Annotated in this window: 19 protein-coding genes; 10 read left to right on the forward strand and 9 right to left on the reverse strand. The window is 55.3% G+C overall.

The window, feature by feature from the left end; all coding sequences use genetic code 11:
* Nucleotides 1-154: 154 nt before the first annotated feature.
* The 3 genes from KNP86_RS09975 to KNP86_RS09985 are packed head-to-tail and all read right to left on the reverse strand — an operon-like array spanning nucleotide 155 to nucleotide 3,087.
* Nucleotides 155-499: a YxeA family protein gene (locus KNP86_RS09975; protein ID WP_214754127.1), complete on the reverse strand. Its 345-nt coding sequence runs from the start codon at nucleotides 497-499 to the stop codon at nucleotides 155-157.
* Nucleotides 500-512: 13 nt separating this feature from the next.
* Complete coding sequence (locus KNP86_RS09980) at nucleotides 513-2,342, reverse strand: ABC transporter permease (protein ID WP_214754129.1); 1,830 nt, start codon at nucleotides 2,340-2,342, stop codon at nucleotides 513-515.
* Entirely contained in the window at nucleotides 2,329-3,087 is a 759-nt protein-coding gene (locus tag KNP86_RS09985) for an ABC transporter ATP-binding protein (protein WP_214754130.1), read from the reverse strand. The genes KNP86_RS09980 and KNP86_RS09985 overlap by 14 nt, the downstream gene beginning before the upstream one ends.
* A gap of 108 nt (nucleotides 3,088-3,195) precedes the next feature.
* On the opposite strand from KNP86_RS09985, the gene KNP86_RS09990 reads away from it, so the two are divergent.
* Both KNP86_RS09990 and KNP86_RS09995 read left to right on the forward strand, forming a co-directional pair.
* The gene (locus tag KNP86_RS09990; RefSeq protein ID WP_034778944.1) at nucleotides 3,196-3,888 is read left to right on the forward strand and encodes a response regulator transcription factor; all 693 of its coding nucleotides are present in this window, start codon (nucleotides 3,196-3,198) and stop codon (nucleotides 3,886-3,888) included.
* 13 nt (nucleotides 3,889-3,901) lie between these two features.
* Nucleotides 3,902-5,275 carry a sensor histidine kinase gene (locus KNP86_RS09995; RefSeq protein ID WP_214754132.1) on the forward strand — a complete coding sequence of 458 codons (1,374 nt, stop codon included), beginning with the start codon at nucleotides 3,902-3,904 and terminating at the stop codon, nucleotides 5,273-5,275.
* 197 nt (nucleotides 5,276-5,472) lie between these two features.
* Here the strand turns inward: KNP86_RS09995 and KNP86_RS10000 are convergent, their stop codons facing one another.
* Nucleotides 5,473-7,326: a sensor domain-containing phosphodiesterase gene (locus KNP86_RS10000; protein WP_214754134.1), complete on the reverse strand. Its 1,854-nt coding sequence runs from the start codon at nucleotides 7,324-7,326 to the stop codon at nucleotides 5,473-5,475.
* A 279-nt stretch (nucleotides 7,327-7,605) separates the two neighbouring features.
* On the opposite strand from KNP86_RS10000, the gene KNP86_RS10005 reads away from it, so the two are divergent.
* Both KNP86_RS10005 and KNP86_RS10010 read left to right on the forward strand, forming a co-directional pair.
* The gene (locus tag KNP86_RS10005) at nucleotides 7,606-9,234 is read left to right on the forward strand and encodes a C40 family peptidase (protein ID WP_251130487.1); all 1,629 of its coding nucleotides are present in this window, start codon (nucleotides 7,606-7,608) and stop codon (nucleotides 9,232-9,234) included.
* Between the two features lie 115 nt (nucleotides 9,235-9,349).
* On the forward strand, nucleotides 9,350-12,058 hold the full coding sequence (locus KNP86_RS10010) for an EAL domain-containing protein (RefSeq protein ID WP_214754136.1): 2,709 nt from the start codon (nucleotides 9,350-9,352) through the stop codon (nucleotides 12,056-12,058).
* 31 nt (nucleotides 12,059-12,089) lie between these two features.
* Here KNP86_RS10010 and KNP86_RS10015 read toward each other — a convergent pair whose 3' ends face one another.
* Nucleotides 12,090-12,356 carry a hypothetical protein gene (locus KNP86_RS10015; RefSeq protein WP_214754138.1) on the reverse strand — a complete coding sequence of 89 codons (267 nt, stop codon included), beginning with the start codon at nucleotides 12,354-12,356 and terminating at the stop codon, nucleotides 12,090-12,092.
* The gene (locus tag KNP86_RS10020) at nucleotides 12,353-13,081 is read right to left on the reverse strand and encodes a DUF3784 domain-containing protein (protein ID WP_214754140.1); all 729 of its coding nucleotides are present in this window, start codon (nucleotides 13,079-13,081) and stop codon (nucleotides 12,353-12,355) included. The genes KNP86_RS10015 and KNP86_RS10020 overlap by 4 nt, the downstream gene beginning before the upstream one ends.
* Before the next feature lie 124 nt (nucleotides 13,082-13,205).
* Here KNP86_RS10020 and KNP86_RS10025 point away from each other — a divergent pair, with 124 nt between their 5' ends.
* Nucleotides 13,206-13,679, forward strand: coding sequence for a DinB family protein (locus KNP86_RS10025; protein ID WP_058764471.1), 474 nt, complete (start codon nucleotides 13,206-13,208; stop codon nucleotides 13,677-13,679).
* 34 nt (nucleotides 13,680-13,713) lie between these two features.
* On the opposite strand, the gene KNP86_RS10030 is transcribed toward KNP86_RS10025, so the two are convergent.
* Nucleotides 13,714-14,955, reverse strand: coding sequence for a UDP-glucose dehydrogenase family protein (locus KNP86_RS10030; protein WP_214754142.1), 1,242 nt, complete (start codon nucleotides 14,953-14,955; stop codon nucleotides 13,714-13,716).
* A gap of 126 nt (nucleotides 14,956-15,081) precedes the next feature.
* Between KNP86_RS10030 and KNP86_RS10035 the strand changes: the two genes are divergently transcribed.
* From KNP86_RS10035 to KNP86_RS10050, 4 genes are all read left to right on the forward strand, one after another.
* Nucleotides 15,082-15,327 (forward strand): hypothetical protein, encoded by a 246-nt coding sequence (locus tag KNP86_RS10035; RefSeq protein ID WP_034778963.1) that lies wholly within the window; start codon nucleotides 15,082-15,084, stop codon nucleotides 15,325-15,327.
* Between the two features lie 122 nt (nucleotides 15,328-15,449).
* Complete coding sequence (gene pgaC, locus KNP86_RS10040; protein ID WP_214706690.1) at nucleotides 15,450-16,709, forward strand: poly-beta-1,6-N-acetyl-D-glucosamine synthase; 1,260 nt, start codon at nucleotides 15,450-15,452, stop codon at nucleotides 16,707-16,709.
* Complete coding sequence (pgaD, locus tag KNP86_RS10045; protein WP_214706676.1) at nucleotides 16,667-17,146, forward strand: poly-beta-1,6-N-acetyl-D-glucosamine biosynthesis protein PgaD; 480 nt, start codon at nucleotides 16,667-16,669, stop codon at nucleotides 17,144-17,146. The genes pgaC and pgaD overlap by 43 nt, the downstream gene beginning before the upstream one ends.
* A complete protein-coding gene (locus KNP86_RS10050) occupies nucleotides 17,146-17,997 on the forward strand; it encodes a polysaccharide deacetylase family protein (RefSeq protein WP_214754144.1) in 852 nt (283 codons plus the stop codon). The genes pgaD and KNP86_RS10050 overlap by 1 nt, the downstream gene beginning before the upstream one ends.
* A gap of 34 nt (nucleotides 17,998-18,031) precedes the next feature.
* On the opposite strand, the gene KNP86_RS10055 is transcribed toward KNP86_RS10050, so the two are convergent.
* Nucleotides 18,032-18,676, reverse strand: coding sequence for a thioredoxin domain-containing protein (locus KNP86_RS10055; protein ID WP_214754146.1), 645 nt, complete (start codon nucleotides 18,674-18,676; stop codon nucleotides 18,032-18,034).
* 223 nt (nucleotides 18,677-18,899) lie between these two features.
* Between KNP86_RS10055 and KNP86_RS10060 the strand changes: the two genes are divergently transcribed.
* Nucleotides 18,900-19,559, forward strand: a complete 660-nt coding sequence (locus tag KNP86_RS10060) for an excalibur calcium-binding domain-containing protein (protein WP_214754148.1) — start codon at nucleotides 18,900-18,902, stop codon at nucleotides 19,557-19,559.
* Nucleotides 19,560-19,588: 29 nt separating this feature from the next.
* On the opposite strand, the gene KNP86_RS10065 is transcribed toward KNP86_RS10060, so the two are convergent.
* The gene (locus tag KNP86_RS10065) at nucleotides 19,589-24,568 is read right to left on the reverse strand and encodes an Ig-like domain-containing protein (RefSeq protein WP_214754150.1); all 4,980 of its coding nucleotides are present in this window, start codon (nucleotides 24,566-24,568) and stop codon (nucleotides 19,589-19,591) included.
* Between the last annotated feature and the right edge of the window lie 12 nt (nucleotides 24,569-24,580).

The following is a 24,580-nucleotide window of genomic DNA, read 5'->3' on the forward strand; positions in this document are numbered from 1 at the left end:
ATAGCCCGCTTCCTTTCTTAAAGTGTTAGTGATTCTATTATACGCTTGTTACCCAGAGCAAGTCGATTTCGATGGGACGCCCCAATTCATGACACATGCGAAAAAGCACGACACCTCAATTCCCACAGACGGGTTATGCATCGTGCTTTATTTTTTATAACTTCTCTCGTGCCGCTTCGGGGACGTCCGCGACCGACACTTCGTCGTATGACGTAACCTCATCTTTATTTTTGACGTACAGCTTCAAGTACGCCCCGTTCCGAAGTTCTTTCGCCGCCGTGAACGTGACCGCTTGCGAGTCCCCGTCCTTCGTCAACGCTTCCGTCGAGTAGACGTAGCGGCGGACGACGTCACCCGAGTCGAGTGTCGTCTCTTCCACTTCCGTGACCTCCCCGACTTGCACATAGACATGATCCTTCCCAATCCGTTGCCAATCGATATTGACGAGCCCAATGATGACGACGATGAGCGCGAGGCTCGCGATGATTCCTTTTTTCATGATGTTCTCTCCTTCATATCACTTGTTTCGTGAACCGACGTACGGTCAACACGTAGTAGAGCGCATAAATCGCGCTGTACACACCCATCCAGACGAGCACCGGCAACGTGAAATCCATCGCCAGCAATCGTGAGAATGCGACGAGGGCGACCGAGGCGTGCACAATCCCGAGTGAGAACGGCGCCAGGAACACAACGGCAATCTGTTGACGGATTGTCCGTTTCACATCCCGCTTCGAGATGCCGACTTTCCGCAACACCGCGTATTTGGCCCGGTCCTCCTCGGCCTCGGTCATCGTCTTGAAATAAATGATGCTACCGGTGGCGACGAGGAAGACGAGTCCGAGGAAGCTGCCGACGAACAACAGCGCGCCGTGCACGGCCATCGCCTCGCTATACAACGCTGTCGCGCTCGAGAAGTTCGCCTCAATCGACAACGACTCGGATAAGGCGGTCTGCTCTTTATAATCGGCAACCGAGACGGCCTGATACGCCAACGCCTCTCCCGGCAGTGCCGTGAACACGTCGTCCGGCGTGACAAGCAGCAAGCCACCGAACGTCATGACGTTGAGCGGTGTCTCCTCATAGCGGGAGGAGACTTCATGCGTCACGCCATCAAGCTCGACCGCGGTCACGTTTTCTGAGAACCGCTCGTCATAGAACGGATCGATCAAGTAGACCTGGTCGGAGGCTAGCGTTTCAGGTGTATCCCAGCCCAGATTGGACGCGACGTCACGGAACGTCGACTCGTCGATGACGCCATATTCGCGTTCTCCCATCTCTCCAGCGACACGAACCGTCTTCTCGAGGACCGTCGTCTGATGGAGCACGTCGGCGTCGATGTCACGTGTCTCCCCTTGCCAGGCGAACGTGTACGGGGCGTACGACGTGACTTGTTGCTCGGCGTAATAATAGACGCTGAAGATGGCACCGCCGGCCGTGATCGCCGTCGCACTGATGATGCTGATGAGCGTCAGCGTCTTCGCGTTGCCACGGATCCGGTATAACAGCTGTGACGTCGTCAACAAGTTGAGCCGACGCCACGCCCAACGCTCATTCGCTTTCAAGCGGCCGAGGATGAAGATGAGGACGCTATGGAACAATAGGCCCGACCCGACGATTGTGAGACCGATGATGAGGAGCGGCATCGCTGCTGTGAGGTATCTCCAAAGCGGTGACGTTGCCAAGTCTTGCAAGGCGAGCCAATAGGCCGCACCGAGGACGAGTACCCCGAGGAATGCCATGAACGGGCTCGCTTCCGGGACGTCCTCCCCTTTCTGGTCGGCATGGAACAGCTCGATCAATTTGAAGCGATAGATGACCCGATAGCCTTGGAACGACGTGAACAAGAAAATCGCCACGAACACGAGCGTCGTCTCGATGAGCGCCGACGTCGAAACGGTGAAGCCGATCGACAAGTCGCTGTTCATCAAGCGGAGCAACAGTTGTAACAACGCATTCGAACCGAGCAGACCAAGTCCGATCCCGACGAGGAGCGACACCGCTCCGATGACGAGGTTCTCGAACAAAAGAAGCGTCCCGATTTGTTTCTTGCGCACCCCGAGCAGCGAATAGAGCCCGACCTCGCGCTTCCGTCCTTTCAAAAAGAAAGCGTTCGAGTAGGCGATGAACAAGGCGACGAAGACGAGCAAGATGAACGTCGAGGCGCTCATCAGGCTGCGGATCTGCCCCGACGTCTCGGCCATGCCGCTGATTTCATCGCTATGTTTGAGCGTCGCGAACGTGAAATAGATGATGATCGAAAAGATGGTCGTCCCGACGTAGAGTGCATAGCGCGACAAGTTCCGGGCGACGTTCTTCTTCGCTAAATCAAACAGCGTCATCGGACGCACCGCCCTTCAGCTCGTCGAGAATCGTCTGATAGAAGGCGTCGCGCGACGTCGTGCCGCGAATCAGTTCTTTCGACAACCGTCCATCCTGGATATAGAGGACCCGGCGACAGAAACTCGCGGCGTAGGCATCGTGCGTCACCATCATGATCGTCGTCTCGGCCTCGTTCAGCCCGGCGAGCGTCTGGAGCAGATCCGTCGCCGACTTCGAGTCGAGCGCACCCGTCGGCTCGTCGGCAAAGATCAACTTCGGATTGGAGATGAGCGCGCGGCACACCGCCGTCCGCTGTTTCTGACCGCCTGAGATTTGGTACGGGTATTGGTCGAGGATCGCCGTGATTCCGAATCGTTTCGCGAGCGCGTCGACACGCGACCGCGTCTCATCGACCGGTGTCTTCGTGACGGCGAGCGGGAGCAAGATGTTCTCCCGGACCGTGAGCGAGTCGAGCAGGTTATAGTCTTGGAAAATGAAACCGAGATGGTCGCGCCGGAAGTCGGAGAGCGCCTCTTCTTCGAGCTTGGCGATATTCTCGCCGTCGACGAGGATGTCCCCGTCCTTCGGCGTATCGATTGTCGCGAGCACGTTCAACAGCGTCGACTTCCCGGCGCCCGACGGCCCCATGATCCCGACGAATTCGCCGTGGTCAATCGTGAACGACACCCCATCGAGTGCATGGAAGGCGTTGCCCCCGGTCACGTATGTTTTTTTAATGGCATCAACTTGTAGTAATGGATTCATTGTTCAGCACCTCTTTCTGAATACAACGATACAGGCCGTACCTTAACTGAAAATCACGCGTACCTTACGAAATCCTTAAATGTTATGCTTGAACGAGAGGTGATGATCATGGAACAACCACGTATCTTAATCGTCGATGACGAGAGAGACTTATGTACGCTCATCCAAAAAGCGTTAGAGAAAGAAGGCTTCCGCGAGATTCGGACGGCCCACACAATTCAAGACGGACTCGCAACGTTCACGGCGTTCGCACCCCATCTCGCCATCCTCGACGTCATGTTGCCGGACGGCGAAGGTTACGAGCTGTGCCGGCAAATCCGGAACACGTCGAACATCCCGATTTTGTTTCTGTCGGCCAAGTCCGACGAGGTCGACAAGATTCTCGGCCTCGCCATCGGCGGCGACGACTATATCACGAAGCCGTTCAGCCCGAAAGAAGTCGCCTTCCGTGTCAAGGCGCAACTCCGCCGCGTCTCGCTCTATGATGCGCCTGAGCTCCCTAATGACACGGTCGTCGGCCCGTTCCGGTTGAACGCGGACGGCACCGAAGTGGATCGCGACGGGGTCCGGCTCGAGCTGACGGCCAAAGAAGTCGGCCTGCTCGCCTGCTTCATGCGTAATCCGAACCGGATTCTCAGCAAAGAGACGCTGTTCACGCAAGTGTGGGGTGAAGATTTTTATGGCGCCGACAACACGGTCATGGTACACATGCGCCGGCTCCGAGAAAAAATCGAACCGAACCCGTCCCAACCGACCTACATCAAAACGGTCAAAGGGCTCGGCTACAAGTTCGAGGCATAGGAGGCGGTCTCTTGTGAAATGGAAACTGACCGGCAGTTATTTGATATCGATCCTGGCCATCGTCGCCATCGTCGTCATCTTGAACGTCGTCATTCTCGTGACACTCCTCATCAATCAGCGGACCGGGATTGATGACGTCGAGAGCAGCTCCGGCGAGACGTTCACGCGCACGTTCAACCAATATATGACGCTCGAGGACGGCGAACCGGTCGTCAGCCCGGACGGGGTGCGCGCGCTCGAGGCGAACAACGCGTTCCTGCAAGTGCTCGACGAGTCGGGCCGTGTCGTCAGTGACATCGATGCGCCGACGACGGCACCGGACGCGTACTCGCCGATCGAATTGATTCACATCTACAAATATAAGGACGACGACCTCGTCCTCTATTTCATCGGCGAGTTCGAGGACTACAGCTATCTCGTCGGCTTCCCCGAGGCGACCGAGGGCCGCATCGTCACGATGATCGACCCCCAGTCCGTCCTCGCCTACTTGTCGAAGGCCGGGCTCATCTTGCTCATCGTCGATCTCGCCGTCGCCGCGCTGATCGGACTCGCCTTCACCTCGATTTTGACGAAACCCGTCTATCGATTGACCGAACGGATCGCCCAGTTGAAGGCGCGTGATTTCTCGACCGTCGAACCGAAACGACCCGGCATGTATCGACCCGTCTTCGCCAACTTGAACGACGTGTCCGAGACGTTGACGACGTACGAGTCGGAACGGGAAGAGCTCGAGACACGCCGGAAAGAGTGGATGAGCAACGTCTCGCACGATTTGAAGACACCGCTCGCCTCGATCCAAGGCTACGCCGAACTGCTCGACGATCGTGACCTCGAGGAAGCAGAGCGACGACAATACGCCGAGGTCATCGAACGCCAAGCCTTGTATATGAAAGAACTGATTGACGACTTCAACTTGACGATGCGGCTCCAGCACGGTGACTTCCCGCTCGAAACGATTGAGACCGGACTCGAGCCGTTCGTCCGTGAGCTCGTCATCGACGTGTTGAACGACGCGCGGTTTTCCGAGCGTGACATCTCATTCGCGAGCACGGATGCGGCCACGCGCGTAATCGACCGGCACTTCATGAAGCGGGCGTTGCTCAACTTTTTGTATAACGCCTTGCTCCATAACGACGAGACGGTCGCGGTCCGTGTCACCGTCGCGCACGACACGATCACGATTCAAGACGATGGCACCGGCATCGACGCGAAGGACCTTCCGTACATCTTTGAGCGCTACTATCGGGGCACGAACACGACCGATGCGCTCGGGAGCGGGCTCGGGATGGCCATTTCCCGGGACATCATCAAAGCGCACGGCGGCGCCGTCACGGTGACGAGTGAACGCGGGTCCGGGACGACGATTCGCATCGAGTTGCCGGTATGACACAATCAATTACAGACAGCTAGCCCGACCAAGGACACGAATCGACTTCTAGGGGATTAGCAAGCAAAGGGAGACCTGGCAGCGACAAAGTCGCAATACGGCTCCCTGCTTGCCCCCAGAAATGCGAGTCGTGTCTGGGGGGACAAACAAAAACCGCAGACATTTGATATGTCTACGGTCCATTCAGAAGGATCCGCTCAACGGAGCGAATCCTTTTTTGTCGTTTCATAATCTTCGATCCACATCTCGAGTTCGTCGATTGGGAGCGGACGCGAGAAGTAATACCCTTGCATCTCATCACAGCCGAGCGAACGGAGCGTGTCGAGCTGTTCCGGCGTCTCGATGCCTTCGCACACCGTCTTCAATTCGAGCCCACGAGCGAGCTCGATGATTGACTGGACGATGACGTTGCCGGTCGGGTCGTTATCCGTCACTTGGATGAACTGACGATCGATTTTAATCTCGTGAATCGGATAGTGCTTCAAATAGACGAACGCCGAGAAGCCGGTCCCGAAGTCGTCAATCGAGATCGAGAAACCTTGTTCCCGGAAGGCGATGAAACGTTCGATGACGTGCTGTTGATTCTCCATCCCGACGCTTTCGGTGATCTCGAACGTCAAATAGTTCGGACAGACATCCATCTCTTTGACGATTTGGCCCAACTTCTCGACGACCCCGTCCGATAGAAAATGACGAGCCGACAAGTTCAGTGCGAGTTGATACATCCGTCCCGAGGCGTGCCACGTTTTCAACTGACGGCAAGCCTCGGCGAGTGCCCATTCCTCGAGGGCGATGATGACGCCCGTCGACTCGGCGATCGGGATGAAGTCGAGCGGTGGGATCAACCCGTGTTTCGGATGAATCCAACGCATCAATCCTTCAAATCCATTCAGTTTTCCGGTCGCCGCTTCAATCTTCGGCTGATAGTAGAGTGTGAACTCGTTCAAGGCGAGCCCTTTACGGAGGTTCATCTCAAGCGTCAGGCGTGCCGTCGCTTTCTCGCTCATCTCTTCTTCGTAAAAAGCGATCCCTCCACGCTGCACGTGACGCTCATTGGCCGTGATCCGAGTCGTATCCATCATCTCGAGCGTCGAACGTGACTTGTCCTCGATCGAGATGAAGGCGCTCATCGTCAAGACGACATCGAGTTCCCCGACCGCGAACGGCTCGTTCGTCACCGTCTCGCAAATCAAATCGGCGTATCCTTTGACTTTGATTCGGTCCCCGTAAGGCGTCCATAGCAAGAAACCGGATTGAGAAATCCGCGCCAAGAGCGAGACGTCGACGACTTGCTGGATTCGTTCTGACAGTTCGATGACGATCTCGTCTGCCCGTTGTATACCGATCGCCGTCTCGACGGAGCGGAACTCGTCCGCCCGCAAATAAATCAATGACCCGAGCTGATGCGGCGTCTGTTCCCGGAGCGCGTCCACCCGTTCGATGAAGCCGTTCAAGTTCATGAGTCCGGTCTGTTCATCCGTATAGGCGAGCTTGGCGAGATGGTCGTCGATCTCTTGACGGTCGAGCCGGAGATAAAGGATGGCGATAAAATCGGACAGTGTGCTGACAATCAATTCCTCGATAAACGTCCATTGCCGCGGCTCAAACGTCTCGCAACAGATGACCCCTTTGGCCCGATTGTTCGCATAGATCGGCGCGTCGAGCATCGAGTACACCCGCTGCCCTTCCACGAAATGTTGCTGGTACAAGTCCTTCACCCACTCATGGGTCCGGACGTTCTCAAACGGCAACACCCGGTTCGTCCGTAGGGCGTCGAAATAGACAGGTGCATCCCCACGCATGACCGTCAATGCCGGTTCACTCGGGCCACTCTCTTTCGAATAGGCGACTTGGCAACTGATCGATGCGTACGTTTCGTCAAAGTGCCAAATCGAGACCGTATCGACGTTGAGCATATCGGAGACGACTTCGCACATGTAATGAAGCGTCTGTCGCACCGCTTCCTCCGTCACGTCGGGCATCCGGACGAGTTCGAACAGTTTCTCTTGATGTTGTCGGTATGTTTGTGATGAATTGTTCCCCTCGTTCATAAGTCCCCTACTCTCGTTCAAACGTTTTGCATTCATGATAGCACGAAAAGATATATAAATAGGTTTCCAAAATTCAACAGAAAGTCAATTTTCGATTACCCTGTTTCTTTAGTACTTCTTCTTCGTCCACGCCCAAAATTATTGACCTTATTTTCAACGGAATCCACTGATTGAGCCATTTCCACCATTGCTTGCCGTATGTGTAAACCCTACAATAAACTTGTATCGTTTTACCTGTCGATAATTGTCAATTGAAATTGAAGAGAAGGAAGTGACCCCATGTCCCCTAAGTCCGGCCTCATGTACTCATTCGCAGCCATCGCCGCCGTAAGCATCATCGCCCAGGCCGACGAAGTCGCAGCAGCCAGCACACACGTCGTCCGTGCCGGTGACACACTTTGGTCGATCAGCCAAACACATAACGTGTCGGTCGCCCAGTTGAAAGCAAGCAACAACTTAAGCTCTGACCGTCTCGCCATCGGCCAAACGCTCAAATTGAGCGGGAGCGCCCCGAGCACATTAAAACCCGCCGCTACAACGGCGACGTCAAGTTCGACGCAAGTGACGACAGACGCCTTGAACATGCGCCTCGCCGCAGGCACATGGCATAAAGTGCTCGTCACGATTCCGAAAGGCCAGGCGCTCAAGCCGATCAAAACGAGCGGTGCCTGGACGAAAGTCAGCTATGGCGGAAAGACCGGGTGGGTACATAACGGCTACTTGACGACCGCATCCGTCAAACCGGCCACACCGACTCCAGCCACACCTTCTACACCGGTCACATCAAGCGACACTACCGTGACGACAGCCGACTTGAACCTGCGCCGCGCCGCAGGGACGTGGCACGACGTACTCGTCACTATCCCGAAAGGTCAAGCGCTCACACCGATCAAAACGAGCGGTGCCTGGACGAAAGTCAGCTATGCCGGGAAGACTGGGTGGGTACATAACGGCTACTTGACGAATTCATCCGTCAAACCGACTACTCCAACGACGCCGAGCCAACCGGTCGCACCGTCGAAACCGGCCATCAAAGAAGAGAGCATCAACCAGTCTTACGTCACGACGGCGAATTTGAACGTCCGTCAAGGCCCAGGGATCGGTTACGCCCTCGTCACGAACATCCCGAACGGTACGACCGTCAAAGCGACGAAACAGAGCGGTACGTGGGTGTACGTCACCTATAACGGCAAGAGCGGTTACGTTAGTACCGGTTACTTGAAACAGACGACGACGGCACCGAGCGCGCCGGTCACTCCGAACGCCGGAGACGGCGGTGCGGGCAACGAATCGTTCGACTATGTCGTCAATACGCCATCGCTCAACGTCCGCGCCTCGGCCTCGACAAGCTCTGCCGTCATCGGCAGCGTCACGGCCGGACAGACGCTCCGCGTCGTCCAAACGTCGAACGGCTGGCATCAAATCTATATCGGCAACACGACCGGTTTTGTCGCGGCTTCATACGTCAAAGCGGTGCCGAAAGGTTCTACGACGGTACCGTCAGGCTCGTCTGACGGACTAGCGAAGAGTCTTGCCGCCATCGCGGTCGCCAAGAAATATGTCGGCACGCCTTACATCTGGGCATCCTCGAACCCGGCCAACGGTGGGTTCGACTGCTCTGGACTCATCTATTACGCCTACAATCAGGCAGGCTACAGCGTGCCCCGCACGAACGTCGCCACGTATTGGTCCGGGTCTTATTTCGGGACACAGCTCAGCAAGACGTTCGTCCCGAAAGCGGGCGATCTCGTCTTCTTCGAGAACACGTACACGGCCGGCCCGTCACACATGGGGATCATGATTGATTCGGACACGTTCATCCATGCCGGGACGTACGGACTCGGCTACAACACGATCAGCAAAGAGCCATATTGGAAATCACGCGTCATCGGCTACAAACGACCGTGACCTTCGGCGCATTGGAAGACCCGACCTTTGTCGGGTTTTTTTTCGTGGGGCAGGATTTCCCTCGAAAGACTCGAACACGAAAGATAGAATGGGAAGAGAAAGAAGGAGGTGTCCGATGGGAAATAATCGATTCGCTAAAATTCCGTACCGAACTTACACGATGGCCCTCGCCGTCGCTTGTCTCATCGGCGTATTGTTATTCGGGCTCGGACTGAGCTATTACTGGAAAGAAAAGCACGTCGCCGTCGATGAAACGGTGCGCGACTTGAATCATGCCTCTGACTTGGCCGGGGTCGAGTCGTACCTCGTCTTGCATCACGCGGCCAAACTGTACGAGACGAACTCCGAGCAACCGACCGCCTTGTTGTCGGCCCCTTACCGTGAACGGGCGCTCCAATACAATATCCAATTGCTCGACGATTTCGAGACCGGGGTCGATGAGCGTGAGCGGGACGCCCTGCTCCGTTTCTCCGAACAGCTCGAGGACACGTTGAACGAAGACGGGTCGAGCCGATTCGAGGCCGTACCGTTCGACGTCATCGAGTCGATCAATCGACGCTGGCTCTACCAAGGTCTCGAGCGGACTGCCCAGGCGAACACCGCCTATGAATTGACCGACGCCGTCATGCGGATGCAGATGGCGTTCGTCGAAGGTGTGACGAACCTGCTCGCCGAGACGCCGAACCGAGACCAGCTCGACTTCGAGGTCTCGACGATCGCGAACGAGGCTCGACTGATCGAAGACATCGTCGCGACCGATCCGTCGCTGAAAACCAAATCGGTCGAAGACTTGATCGAGAGCGCGCTCGCCCTCGGACGTGTGACGGCCGCCAATTCGACACTCGAGGCCCGTTACGTCAACGGGACGAGCTTCTATGAGGATTCACACGCCGCCCTTCAAACCGTGCGGTCGACGGCAGATGACACGCTCATGGCCGAGCGTGACCGTTACGGTACGCTCGCCATCGCCGCCCTTCTCATCACGATTCTGTTGTCGGCCGGGCTCCTGCTCGCCCTATGCTACACACGCAAGATGTATGCCCACGACTTGGCGCACTTGAAGGCCCGTGCCCTCGCCATCGACCCGAGCACGGAACCGGTCGCGGAATCGTTCCCGCCGAATCATGACTTCCGCGGCATCGAGGACGAACTCCGAGAGATCGCCGTCAGTGTCCACTCGACGGTGCACACGCTCGAGACACAATCGGACGACCTGCTCCGGTATCACGAGCGCTGGTCGTCGCTCTTCTCCGAGACGGGACTCGCCATCGCCTTGATCGATGACACGTACGACTTCATCGAACGAAACGATGTGTTCCGCCAGTTCTTTGGGGAACGCAACTTGTATGAGATCAACCAACTGTTCACCGACACGGGACGCCGCCTGTTGCGCGAGGCGCTCGCCGGGGTGACGGAGAACGGGACGAGCGCGCAGTTCATCTTGCACTTGAAAGGTGAGCACGTCCGCTTCTTGAACGTCAAAATCATCCCGCTCAAGCGCGGCGAGACGCTCACGTATTACCTCATCCTCGAAGATGAGACCGAGCGCGTCGAGCGTGAGCGCAAAGTCGACCGCCTCGTCCGCTTCGACCTCGCCACCGAGCTGTACAATGAGTACGGTTTCCTCCGCGCGTGGGAGAAACAAGACATCGACGGCACGTTCCTGTTGATCAAACTGAACGACTTCCACCACCTCGTCGACTGGTATGACCCGACGTATGCCGACCTGCTCATGACCGAGTTCGCCCGACACGTCGAGGACCGGCTCGAGAAGTACGCGCACCACTTGTTCGGCCGCTACCGTGACGATACGCTCATGCTGTATGTGAAAGGGCTTCGTAACGTCGACGAGACCGAGTTGCTGGAGCTGTTCCCGACCGAGCTGTTGATCAACCAGAAACGCCAGACCGTGCATCTTCAAATCGGGGCGACGCATACGACGCCGAACTACAACGACTGCCTGTTCGAGGCGACGAAGGCGCTCCAACACGCCAAAGAGACGCGGACGCCGTTCGTCTGGTACGATTCGAGCATCCTCGCCCAGCTCCAATGGGCCGCCTTGATCGAACAGGCGCTCCCGGAGGCGATCGAACAAGGCCATATCACGGTCTCCTATCAGCCGCAAGTCGAGTTGAAGACGGGCCGTGTCGTCGGGGCCGAGGCGCTCGCGCGCTGGCAGCACCCGGACATCGGCTATGTGCCGCCGAACGAGTTCGTCCGCATCGCCGAACGGTCCGACCAAATCCTTTGGTTATCGCATTCGATCCTTGATTTGGTCGTGCAACAGCTCGTTTCCTGGCGCGATACCCCGTTCACGGACATCTCGTTGTCGTACAACTTGTCGGCCCATTCCGTCGACCCGTCGATCGTCACGAAGCTGCGTGACTTGGTCGAGACGTATCCATGGCTCCCGGATCGGTTGAAAATCGAGCTGACCGAGTCGGCCGACATCATGTCACACACGAACGAGCTCGAGCGGCTCGAAGATATCGCCGACCTCGGCTATTGCCTGTCGATCGACGATTTCGGTACCGGCTACGCCTCGTTCGAAGCGATTTGGCACTTGCCGATCCAAGAAGTGAAGATTGACCGCATGTACGTCAGCGGAAAAGCGAAGGACAGCACGTCGTTCCTCCGCGCCGTCTCCCGGTTCGCGAGCGAACAAGAACTGACGTCGCTCGCCGAAGGGATCGAGACGAAGCAAGACTTGGACCGCATCCTCGCCGAAGGCGTCGAGCTTGGCCAAGGTTACTACTACGCCCCGGCCCTCGACACGGTTGCGTTCGAGGCGTGGGTGAATGAAAAAAGAGGCCGTCTCGCCTAAGCGAGGGCCCCGTTCGACCGGCTGACACATGTCAGCCGGTTTTTCGTTTGAGGAGATTGAAGACGAGCTTCAACGCGATCAACAGTCCGATGACAGGCAAGATGACGGGCAGCGAACCGCGCGGCAACAGCCCGAACACGATGAACACCGTCATCCCGATGGCGAAGAACAGCTTGACGCCCCGCTCCTGTCCCTCGAACTTCTCCCAGCGCCAGACGAGAAGCAGTAACGTCAGCGGTGCGAACAAAAACGTCAAGAAGAAGAACGGCATATGACGTGTGTACCAGGGTTGGGTCATTTCAATCGTACCTCCTCATACAACGCCTCCGTCGCTTCGTTCGACTCCACGTTCACGTAGATCGGCTTGCCGCTCCAGTCGATGCGAACGGCGGCCTCGATATCCCGGTCAAGGAAGACGAGCACATCTTCCCCGCCTGTCGTCCGGAAGTGACCGGTCAAGCGTGAGCCGACGGCGGCACCGTTCGTCCGGCGGTCAAGGCTCGGCCGATACGTCAACGTGACGGTTTCGATTTCATCGTACGGAATCGTCTCGCCGTAACTGCCGTCGATGACGAGCGCCGAGTCGGTGAACGTCACTTCGGTCGGTTGGTTGAACCAGAACAAGAGACCTCCGACAAAACCCAAGATGAGCGTCAAGACGAGAACGAGCGGGATGAGCCGTTTTTTGCCGCCGGGACGAAGTTTCCCGCGCTCATCAAAAATATTCCCGTCATACTTTTGGCTGCGCCAAAGTGTGACGACGACGAGCAAGACGATGAGCAGGAAGAACGGCTCGAGCGGAATGTCGAGACCAGACATGTCGATGGCGGCGATGACGAGAAAGATGCTTGCGATGCCGTAACACATGAAGCCGAGCAATCGTGCCACCGCCTTGATGTCAACGCGCGCCTTGTCCTCACGCTTCATCGTGTTATATCCCGAGATGAGGAAATGCCAGCCCAAGCGATGGACGGCAAATCCGAGCAAGAATATAATGAGTGCTGCAATGACGAGTCCCCACATAGAGGTGTCCCCCTTTCTACTATAGTGTACGAGAAAAACGGACTAAATGTTTCAAAATCATAAGGCGTGCCAATGACTTGGACGATATCTTATACTGGAGTCAGAACGCTCAAGGAGGAATTCGATGTATCGGACAAAAGCAGACTTTCTACAAGATTGGACCAAGTCCTCGACCGGCACGCTCGACGTGCTCCGCGCCGTCACCGACGAGGCGCTCGGCCAGGAGATCGTTCCCGGTCATAACTCACTCGGCTGGATCGGTTGGCACGTGACGACCGCGCTCGGTTACTTCACGAACTTGCTCGGCTTCCGGCTGTCGGCCCTGAAGAGTTTGACACAACCGACCGACGCGGCACTGATCGCCGATCAATATGCGCGTTACGCCGATGAGATCGCGAAAGCGGCCGAACAGTTCTCGGACGAGTACCTGCTCGAAGAAGTCGACGTCCACGGCGCGAAGCAACCGCGCGGTGCCGTCTTGCGCATGATGATCGACCATCAGACGCACCACCGCGGGCAGATGACGGTACTCCTCCGTCAAGCCGGACTCACGGTCCCTGGCGTCATGGGCCCGACGAAAGAACAGATGAAGGCCTGAAAAAAGGCGAGGCCCCGCGGGGTCTCGCCTTTCGTCACATCGATGACGGCGTATTCGCCTTGTTTTGCATCCGACCAATCCCTTCGTATTGGACAGTACCCGGGTCGCGTGCATATTTCCACGCGTTACGAGCGTCGATCAACCGTTTTGCCCGCATCCCGTCGAACGCTTCCGGCTTCAAGTTGACGAGCTCGTCCCATTCCGTGACGAGGATGGCGACGTCCGCTCCTTTGAGCGCCGCCTCGACCGTCATCGCCTGTGGATAGTCCCACTTGGCGAGTGGGTCATAGCCGATGATGTCAATTTCACGCAACGCCAAGTGGCGAGCGAGCGTGACCGACGGTGCGTCACGCATATCGTCCGTACCCGGTTTGAAGGCGAGACCGAGGAAGGCGACCTTGAGGCCGCTCTTGTGCTCGACTTTCGAGGCGACGTAACCCATCTGGGCGTCGTTCGAGTGCATGGCGGCACTGATGACCGGCAAATCGAGCTCGTTCTCGTGGGCGACGTTCAAGAGCGCATGCATGTCTTTCGGGAAGCACGAGCCCCCGTAGCCGAGGCCGGCGTTCAAGAACGAACGTCCGATGCGCGGGTCGAGACCCATCCCGTCGGCGATCGTCGTGATGTCCGCCCCCGCCTTGTCGGCGAGACGCGCCAAGTCGTTGATGAAACTGATTTTCGTGGCGAGAAACGCGTTCGAGGCGTACTTGATGAACTCCGCGTCAATCGGCGACGTGCAGACGAGCGGGACACCGAGGCGTCCATAGATACCTGCGAGTTCCTCGCACATCTCGAGGTTGTCACTGCCGATGACGACACGGTGCGGTTTCAACACGTCGGCGAGCGCGCGCCCTTCTTGGAGAAACTCGGGGACGACGGCGAACGTGTGAGCCGGGTACATGATCGACAGCATGTCGGTCGTCCCCGGTGGCACGGTGCTGCGGATGATGATCTTTTGTTTCGACTTCACCTCGGACAAGGCCGCGTCGACGAACGTCAAGTCACAGCTGCCGTCGCTCTTGCTCGGGGTACCGACGGCGAGGATGAGATAGTCGACCGTTTCTGTGTCGGCGATTGAGTCTGTGAACGTGATCGAGCCGGGATAGTCACGTAACACGTCTGCCATGCCCGGCTCGTGGAACGGGACGTCCCCGCTCATGAGACGAAGCAGTCTCGGTTGATCTTTCTCGACACCGATGACCTCATGCCCCGCTTTCGCCAGTCCGCACAGGGTGGCCAGTCCGACATAGCCAAGGCCGATGATTCCAAATTTCACGATAGTTCCTCCTTCAATAGTCTTCTCCTAACAGTAACGAAAAGCGGCGAGCAAGGGAAGGCTCTAACACTCTGTGAATATTCTCTGCTATAATGAGTCAAAATGAGGCTAGAAAGGAATAACCGCATGGGATTGCTCGCTTTCTTTTTGATTTCGCTTTTCGTGTTCTACTGGTTTCCTATTCGAGGTGGACTCAAGACTTTCCTGCTTATCTTGATCATGATCAGCGGATGGCTGTCGATTTTCGAGCTCGTCGCGATTATCGAAGCCCGTCCATGGGTCGCTGCCCCGGTCCTCGCGCTCATCGGTTTGTTCGTTTGGAAGTGGCGCAAAGACAGACAAAAGAAACAAAACAAGCAACAAAGCATTTGACAGCGACGTCGAGTGCTTTTTTCAGTTGCCACATAACTTTTTTTAAGAATGATGGGAAAGTATTTTTTTGATGCTATCATACTTGCATCGCACCGTTTTTTTGAAAATAAGGGGAGACTATTATGACTTTTTACGGGCTCGACATCGCACCTTGGATCGAACCACTGGCCCAGTTCGTGTTTTGGTATCCGTTCTTCATGGCGCTGTTTTGGATCTCGGGCGCCCTCTTGTTCAGCCTGACGCGAGAGAAAGAGGAAGAACTCGACTTGAACGAGCGGGAATGGCCGCTCATCAGCATCTTGATTCCTTGTTATAACGAAGAAGAGACGATCGCCGAGACGATCGAGTACTTGGACCGGCTCACGTATCCGAACTTTGAGATCATCGCCGTCAACGATGGCAGCCGTGACAAGACCGGTGACATCCTCGTCGGTCTCGCCGATGAGTATGAGCGCTTGCGCGTCATCGACTGTCATGAGAACCGGGGCAAGGCGAACGCGTTACATATGGCCGCCCACGCCGCCCGCTCCGAGTATTTGCTCTGCGTCGACTCGGATGCGTTCCTGAGCGAAGAGGCACCGTACTACCTCGTCCGTCACTTCTTGAACCGCGGCGAACGCGTCGGGGCCGTCACCGGCAACCCGCGCATCCGTAACCGCGACACGCTCCTCAGCCGGATGCAGCTCGTCGAATACTCGTCGATCATCGGCTCGATCAAACGCACACAGCGCGTCATGGGGAAAATCATGACCGTCTCCGGCGTCATCGTCATGTTCCGGAAGAAAGCATTGCTGTCGGTCGGGCTCTGGGACCGCGACATGATCACGGAAGACATCGCCGTCTCGTGGAAGCTCCAAAAGAACTTCTGGGACATCCGCTATGAGCCGCGCGCCCTCTGTTGGATGCTCGTCCCGGAGTCGATCTCCGGCATTTGGAAACAGCGCGTACGCTGGTCGCAAGGCGGACAGGAAGTCGTCCTACGTCACTTCGACATCTTCAAAGACTGGCGCCAGCGCCGGATTTGGCCCGTCTATATCGAACAGGTCGTCAGCGTCCTCTGGGCATACGCCTGGCTCATCGTCACGGTGTACCTGTTCGTGACGGCCGACACGATGCAAGATCTATTGATTTGGTTCACCTATAACTCGTTCGCGCTCGTTCTCGTCAGCCACGTCCAGTTGATCATCTCGCTCTGGAACGACGCCCGTTACGATAAAGTGTTCAAATATTACGTCTGGGCCGCTTGGTATCCGGTCATCTACTGGATGCTCAACACGTTCGTCGTTATCGCGGCGACGCCGAAAGCGATCAAGGCCCGTGTGAAAGGAGGCTATGCGACATGGAGTTCACCAGACCGGGGGACACGGAGAAGCAGCCTGTAAGTGAGCTATACGATTATGAGCAAGAGATTCTCGTCAAGACGAAACAGAACGTGTTCCGCAAAGGAATCGAGCTGTTGCTCACGGCCGTGTTCTGGTTGTACACGTTCATCGTCACCTGGTTCTTCTTGAGTGCTGTCCTGAACGTGAACGACCGCTATATCGCCATCCTCAAGACCGCCTTGAACGTCACGAACGCCGACATCCGCGAGCTGCTCTTCTTCGGGCTCGTCTCCTCGTTCGTCGCCGCTCTCCTTTTGTTCATTTGGCGGACGTACAATAAACGGAAATATGGACCGCTCAATCGTCGGCAGATGCCGAAAGATACGACGCTCGACGATTGGCTCGCCCTCGACTTGATGGAGCCGGAGGACATCCATCGCCTCCAGTCCGATAAAGTCATCGTCTTCGAGAAAAACCCGGTGAAAGAGTTGAAATGATGCGCTACTTCAAATGGATATTCGCGCTCCTATTGATTGGGGGCATCGCCTGGAAAGTATATGATGTGTCCTCGACGACACATGAAGAAGTGCCCGACGCGGCGCTCCTCCCCAAAGACAACGTCTGTCTCGGTCTCAATTACCACCGCGTCAAACAGCCGAACGTATGGAACAAGCTCGTCGAGTCCGTGACCGGCGCCTCCGAACTGGTTCGCTATAACGTCTACGCCGACGAGTTCGAGCAGCAGATGACGTGGCTCCAAGACGAAGGCGTCCATTTCGCGACGCAAACTGACCTATCACGTTACCTTGCCGGCGAACCGATCCCAGACAAATGTGTCTGGCTCTCGTTCGATGACGTCGATCATACCGTCTACGAGAACGCGTTCCCGATTTTACGAGACAAACAAATCCCGTTCACACTGTTCATCATCACTGGTCACGTCGGCGAGGCGTTTCAAAACTTGGACCTCGCCCCGTGGACCGAATTGAAGGATATGCAGGACAGTGGACTCGCCGACTTCGGGACGCATACGCACGACATGCATTACGTCGAAGACGGAGGCGCCGTGTTCTTGCCGGAAGACAGGCAAGACGAACTCCGGCAAGATTTGGAGACGAGCGTCGCCGCCATCGAGTCGGAGCTCGGGACGCGCGTCACGACGATCGCCTATCCGTTCGGCAACACGAGCGATGCGGTCACCGAAACGGTACAAGACCTCGGTTTCGAGCAGGCGTTCATCTTGAGCCCGAACCCAATCACGCCGGACAACGATCCGTTTTACATGAATCGGTACTTGCTCGACACCGAGCTGTTCGAGTTCTTCGTCAAACCGTATTTCGAGAATTGATGATGCAACCCCTCGTCGCGGACGAGGGGTTGTTTTACTCTTCTGGCAATTCGACTTGATCACCGACCTCGATCGTTCCATCCATGACGTGTTCCATCTCGTCTAAGCTGAACGCGTCCACGAGCTGGATGCCGTCGACGTACACCGTCGGCACGTAGGCGACGCCGAAGTCACGCGTGAACAGGCGCGAGTTTTGGATGCCAATGTCGACATGGTTCTCAAGCAACTCATCCGCATTGAGATTGAACTCGGACGCGAGTTTTCGGGCGTAGTCTTCCGTCCCGAACCCGTCAGATCCGGAGTCGAGTCCGATGGCACGCTGCACCTCATAGTAGCGGTCCGGGATGAGCCGTTCCACGTTATAATCCACGTTCGCGAGCAGTTGCGACTGTTCGTTCAACAGGACGAGCGGCTGCCCTTTGAACATCGCCTCGCCCGTCTTGAGCCAGCGCTCCTCGATCTCCGGCAGTACTTCTTCCATCCACTTCTTGCACCACGGGCAGCTGTAGTCGAAGACGAATACAATCTCGTGTTTCCCTTCTCCGAGCGCGACCTTGTCCTCGAGCGGGAGCTCGTACTTCGTGTATGTATGCAGCTTCGTCGACTCGACGGCCTCGCTTTGGCTGCAGGCAGAAAGGATCAGGATGAGTCCGACAAATAGTAGATAAAATCGTTTCATGTATAAACCTCCTTTTGCTCATTAATTCACATATTTAGTTATACCATGTCTGCCCGGCAGACTCGAGTGACGTTCTGATGAACGAGGAAGTAAAAAATGTGACATATGCCTTTGCCGTCAATGCACATACACCTGACTAAATAATGCACAAGGAGGAAGGATTATACAGGATTTGTAAGTGGTAAAAGAGAATGAGTCGAAAAAGATTGAGAGGAGCATCTTCATGTCCATCATGTATTTCGTCACAGGCGTCTGTCTACTCAGCACAATCAGTCTCGTCTTCATTTGGTTCGCCGAACGTCCGGTCAATCGGACGAAGCTGAAAGTGTTTGCAACGCTCCTCTACCTCGTATTGGTCGGCACGAGCCTTTATTTTCATCAATCTGAACGAGCATTGAATGAGACGACGACCGACTTGAAAGCATTAGAGTCGGCCCATGATGAAGAACTATTGAAACTGACGGAGGACCACGAGAAGAAATTGGAGTGGCAGCGCATTAAAATCGAGCGGGAGATCCGCGAAGAGCTCGAAGCCAAGTATGCGTATAAAGAAACTTCATTGAACGCGACGTTGATTGAGAAAACAATTGATTTAGAAGAGACGATCAAAAGCCAGCGCAGTGAAATTTACGCGCTTGAAGACAAATTGCGCGTCACGTTGTCCGATAATGAGCGGTTGCAGAATGAATTCGACGACTTACAATCCGCCTATAACAATCCATATGGGGAAACACCTCCTGAAGAAGCTTTCCTTGAGGTGTATCATTCATGCCAAGAGCTGAATGTGTATTATCCCGACGGCGTCGATATCGCTCATGACGCTTATTCGTTCGTGTTAGATGAGGACGAAGATGGCATCGCGTGCGGCCCGTCTGAACAGTAAAAACGAGCGGACCCTATGGCCCGCTCGCTTCATTTGACGACGCGTGTCGTCTTTTTCAATTCTTGATACCCGCTCTGTGTCATCTTCACGGTGACGGTCACGCCTGGTTTTTGGCGTGAGATCGTCAGCCTATAGTTTCCTTTCGAATCGACTTTCGCGGTCTTGCTGATGAGCTTCGTCCCGACATACGCCTTGACCGTCGCCCCTTTATTCCCTTTTCCGGTGATGACGTTAGATGTCGACTTCACCGAGTAGACGCTGAACGTCCGGAACGTGTTGAGGACTTTTCTCGAGGCTGTGCTCGACATGTTCCCGGCCGCGTCTTTCGCGCGCGCCGAGACGGTCGCTCCTGCTTTCGTCGTCTTCAGCTTGTAACGATACAACCCTCTGCTCGACGCTTTCGTCGTGTACGTCCGCCCATTATACGTGATGTACACCGTCGCGCCTTTTTCTGCTTTCCCGAAGACGAGCGTCGATTTGTTCGTGAGTGTCGAAATCGTCGGTTTCGTCGGAGCCGTCTTATCAATCGTGAACGTGAGCAGTTTAACGTTTCCGGCCTTGTCGGTGACACGGAGCGTGTAAACGCCCGAGTTCTTCACTGGCCAATTGTTGCGGATTCGTTTCCCGTTCAACGTTGCCGTCCCTTCATTATAACGAATCGTCACCGCTTGATTCGTCACTTGACGGCTCTTGACACTCGAGACGACGGGAGGAGTACGGTCGATGATGAACGCCTTGACCGATTGATTCCCGAGTGTATCAGTCACACGAAGCGTGTATCTTCCAGGTTGGTTGACCAGTTTGCCTGACGTGTACGGTTCACCGTTCAACGTCGCCGTGCCTTCGTCAAATCGTGGTGCAACGCTGCGATAATATGACTTCCCGGTCGTGAATCCGTTGAGCACAGGTGGCGTGTTGTCGATGGTGAAACGAATGATCGTCTCGTTCCCTGCCTCGTCTGTCGCGACGAGTGTGTATGGGCCATCTTCACTAATCGGTTGCCCTGATTCATATGGCTGCCCATTCAACGTAACCGTTCCTTCACTGAACGTCGGAAGGGCTTGTTTATATGTGCGACCATCTTCCACCCCCGTGACCGATACCGGTGTCGTGTCGATTGTGAAACGGATAACGGTCTCATTGCCGATTGCATCCGTCACGCTCAACTCATGTAAGCCTTCTGTCGTGATGATGGTACCAGACACGTACGGCTTGCCATTCAGAAGAGCCGTTCCTTCATCAATCGTTGGTTGAAGTCGCTTGTACACTTTATTCATCTCGACGCCTTTGACAGTCGGACCAGTCCGGTCGATATTGAACTGAAGCGTCGTCCGGTTCCCCGCGACATCGGTCACGACCAAGTCATACTTTCCTTCTGTCGCTACTTTGCTTCCCGTCTTGAACGGCTGTCCGTTCAACGTCGCCGTCCCTTCATTGAACGTAACGGTCGCTTCTTTGACGGTCTTGCCGTTCGTCACGCCACTGATGATCGGTTTCGTCCGGTCAATCGTGAAGCGGACCACCGCTTCATTGCCGGCCTCATCTCGGACGATCAATTGATGCGTCCCTTCTTCGGTCATAGTCGCACCGCTTTGGAACGGTCGTCCGTTCAATGTCGCCGTACCGTCTGAAAAGACAGGGATTACTTGTTGATACGTCATCGTGTCTTTAACGCCTGTCACAATTGGCGCCGTCGTATCGATCGTGAAGCGAATGACCGCTTCATTACCGACTTCGTCTTGAGCAATCAGCTCGTAGTCACCTTCTTTTGTGACGACTGTAGCAGTTGAAATCGCATTTCCATTCAGTGTCGCCGTTCCTTCAGTGAACGAAATCGTTACCTGTTGGTACGTCTTCCCATTTTCGACACCGCTCACAGCCACTTGTGTGAAATCGAGATGGAACTGGACCCGCGTTGTGTTACCGGCCGCATCTGTCACGGTTAACTCGTATTTACCTTCTGCCGAGACGACTGTTCCTGACGTGTACGGTTTGCCATTCAATGTCGCCGTTCCTTCAGTGAACAGCGGTGTCACCGCACGGTTATAACCTTGTGAAGCGACACCCGTCACGACCGGTGCCACATGGTCGACGGTGAAGCGGACTGTCGTGACATTGTTCGCTCCGTCCGTCACCACGAGCGTATAGACACCATCTTTCGTGATGGCCGTGCCCGATGTGAATGGTTGGCCGTTCAATGTCGCCGTCCCTTCAGCAAACATCGGTGTCGCCAACGGGTAGTGTTTGTCGGATTCGACTCCGCTCACGACGACCGGGCTCCAATCGAGTGTGAAGGGAACGCGTGTGACGTTCTTCGCTTCATCGGTGACGACGAGTTCATACGTCCCTTCTTGATCGATGACCGTGCCGGACGTGTACGCTTTCCCATTCAATGTCGCCATACCTTCATCAAATGTTGGCGTCACGGAGCGATTGAAAGCTCCGGCCTTGACCCCGGTCACAGTCGGTGCCGTTTGGTCGATGCGGAACGAACGTGTCGTGACATTATTCGCAGCATCCGTCACGACGAGTTCATACGTTCCGTCCTGATCGATCGCTTGTCCTGATACAAACGCGTTTCCGTTCAATGTTGCTGTTCCTTCATTAAACAATGGACTGACCGGCTTGTTGTAAAGTCCACCATCGGTCACACCCGAGACGTTCGGTACCGTGCGATCGATGACGAAGTTGATCGTCGTCATGTTTCCGGCCAAATCGGTGACTTGGAACACGTACGTGCCTTCCGCTTCAATCAAAGTATCTGATACATAAGCTTGGCCGTTCAGCGTCGCTTTGCCTTCTGTGAACTGAAGACGTGTCTGTTGATACGCCTTGCCTTCTTCTGCGCCTGTGACCGCAACCGGTGTCCGGTCAATCGTGAAGCTCACTTTCGTCTCGTTACCTGCCTTGTCACGAACGACAAGCTCGTAGTCCCCTTCAGTCGAGACGGTCGTGCTTGACGCGACTGCTTTTCCGTTCATCGTGGCACTGCCTTCGTCGAATGAGAGGGTGACGTCTTTGTTCGTGTAACGTGACGAGATTCCCGACACGACCGGTGCTTTCGTGTCAATCGTGAACTGACGTGTCGTCGTGTTCCCGCTCTGATCTGTGACGATCAACGTATAAGCCCCGTCCGCCGTCACTTTTGTGCCGCTTGAAACGGGTTGCCCGTTCAGCGTCGCCACACCTTCATTGAACGTGAGCGTGACAGCGCTCGACGTATAGGCGTCGTTCGTCACGCCAGTAATGATTGGCGCGATGACGTCTTTGATGACGCCTGAGTACGGTTTACTTTGAAGCAGACCGTGTTGCAAGTTCAGTTCATACTCGCCATGAGAATCGAGCGTGAGGTTCGTAAACGCGAATGTCCCGTCTAGAGTCGCAGTCGTCGTGTACGTACTCTCGCCAAGCGTCAATGTGAGTGCTGTGCCCGGTTCGGCTTGACCACGAATCGCTGCGTCATCATTTTCAACCGCATGGACGTTGAAGACCTCATACCGTTTTGTTTCTGAAGCCGACGCCAACTCAATCTCATCGACCGCATGATAGCCAAGCGTGATACTGCTGTCGAGTTGAATCGGACTGCCGTATGTGAGTGATTCAACGTTCTCGTTCAGCGTGTAGTAAATCGTCGCATCTTTCGTTGCTTCGAGCGTCACGGAATCACCTTTCGGATAAATCCCGCTCGGCAAGCTCGCGGTGACGACAGGTAAGTCACGTGAATACACTTTGTACGTCCAACGATGTGTCTTACCGTATTGGTCCGTCATCGAGAAGCGAAGTGTTTTATCTTCCGGTACGACGACGTCAGTCAGACGGAAAATCCCGTTCGCTTTCGTCGTCACCGCCTCACCGTTCAAGTAAAGCGCGCTGAGCGGAATGAATGAACCTGCCACATCGACCGTCCCGTTCTCTTCGAACAATGGTGCTCCCGAGATTTGAAACGGCAGCGTACCGTACAACTGGTTCGTCGCCGTCATCGAGTTGACGGAGTTCGACCCTGACAGGACGACCATGCCGTCTTGAGACGGGTTGTAGTAGCCGAACGTGAAGTAGCTGGCTCGCATATCCCCGTTCAATTCGAGACCACCGTACGAACGAAGACGACCTCCAACATAGACGTCTCCGTTGATTTGAACGTTCGAATCAATGTTTAATTGAGCACCTGGCAATACGTAGACATCTTGATTCACTGTCTCGTAACTCCAATACTCATAGCCACTAACGATGCGTGCATTGACTGGTTCGATTGCTGGAAGCACGTTAATCGTGACGTCCAGCCCGTCTGTGACCGTTACGGAGTTTTGATTCAAGTCCGAAATCGTAAGGCTTGTTAACTTCCATTGCCCCGGATGAGCCCGGAATGAATCGTAAGATACCGGGAAGTCGAAACCAGTTGATGTCACCGTTTCACTTGATAAGGTGACAGCCTCTCCACTTTCATGGGTGAACGTTCCTTCGGCTGATTTTAGTTTTAAGTTGTCAGAAGCTTGAACAGCAAAAGAACTATATTCTTCATAATCTAATTTAATACTTGTTGATCCCACTAAATTAAAGATCGGCTCAACTAAATCAGTAGATGGAGAGATCATATCAAACCATTGATTGCTATCTCTGCCCCAAAAAGTCTCGTCGTTATTTCGGTCATCGTAGGCCGTTATGTATGCCAACGTGTACCGTCCGGACTCCATCGTGTCGGTGATGGTCACCTCGCCCGTGTAGAGCCCGTCTCCCTGCGCATACATCGTCACGGAGAAATGGTTCCCCGTCTTCGGTTTCTTCAGATAGAGATAGACGCGTGGCGATGACGTCATGTTGTCCGTCACCACAACCTCGATCGGCACCGTGTCGCCGACCGTGTACTCCTTCGCCGGGAACGTGTGGCTGACAATCACGGGCGGCTCGGAATCCTCATTAGTCGTTCCGTACACTTCAAACCATTGATTGCTATCTCTGCCCCAAAAAGTCTCGTCGTTATTTCGGTCATCGTAGGCCGTTATGTATGCCAACGTGTACCGTCC

Origin of the sequence: Exiguobacterium sp. s16 (assembly GCF_018618115.1) — a bacterium.
GTDB classification, from domain to species: domain Bacteria; phylum Bacillota; class Bacilli; order Exiguobacteriales; family Exiguobacteriaceae; genus Exiguobacterium; species Exiguobacterium mexicanum_A.